Annotated in this window: 1 protein-coding gene; it reads left to right on the forward strand. The window is 41.0% G+C overall.

Annotated elements, in window-relative coordinates:
• Nucleotides 1-81 precede the first annotated feature (81 nt).
• A complete protein-coding gene (locus tag R8O11_RS28440; protein ID WP_318195021.1) occupies nucleotides 82-342 on the forward strand; it encodes a DUF333 domain-containing protein in 261 nt (86 codons plus the stop codon).
• The last annotated feature ends 312 nt before the right edge of the window (nucleotides 343-654 follow it).

A 654-nucleotide genomic window follows, 5' to 3' on the forward strand; every position in this document is an offset into this window, starting at 1 on the left:
CTTTTAACATCGATAAGACAATAATTGACGAAAGTTGCCTATAATCAAGGCAATACTCGCCTATCCCATGCGGAGATAAAGATGAAAAAAACAAGTTTCATGATGGCTATGGCAGGGACAATGGTACTTGCTGGTTGTTCAACCTATGACGGCGCAACTCGCTCAACAGAGTACACCTCTGTTGCCAATCCGGCGGCCGTTTACTGTGTACAACAAGGTGGCGAACTGGACACTGTGTCAGAGAATGGTGAGCGTGTAACTTACTGTGTGCTTTCTGACGATGAACGTGTTGAACAGTGGGAATACTACCGTAACAACCACAAAGAGAGTGACGAGCAATAAACTCGAATCTAATAAATAGTAATATTATTCAATAACTAAGGAGCCAATCGGCTCCTTTTTGTTCTTTGGTATCCGCATTTTCCTACATGAACTTCACACTACTCTGACTTTACCGTATGCAAATATAATATCGAACAGCGTTCTATTCCTGACATTTCTCTGACAATACTTTCCACTTGGTCAATAAAATCATGCCCAACATCACACAAATTCACATTTCTTCCACATTTTTCTGGAAACAGGTGGTCAGGATGAAAACACAAATAGTTACACAAGCCGAAACGGCACAAAACAACGTGATTACTGATGAGT

It is taken from the genome of Vibrio sp. 1288 (assembly GCF_033344475.1).

Coding starts and splice junctions, on each gene's coding strand:
- R8O11_RS28440 (WP_318195021.1), top strand. CDS start 82: ATGAAAAAAACAAGTTTCATGATGGCTATGGCAGGGACAATGGTACTT.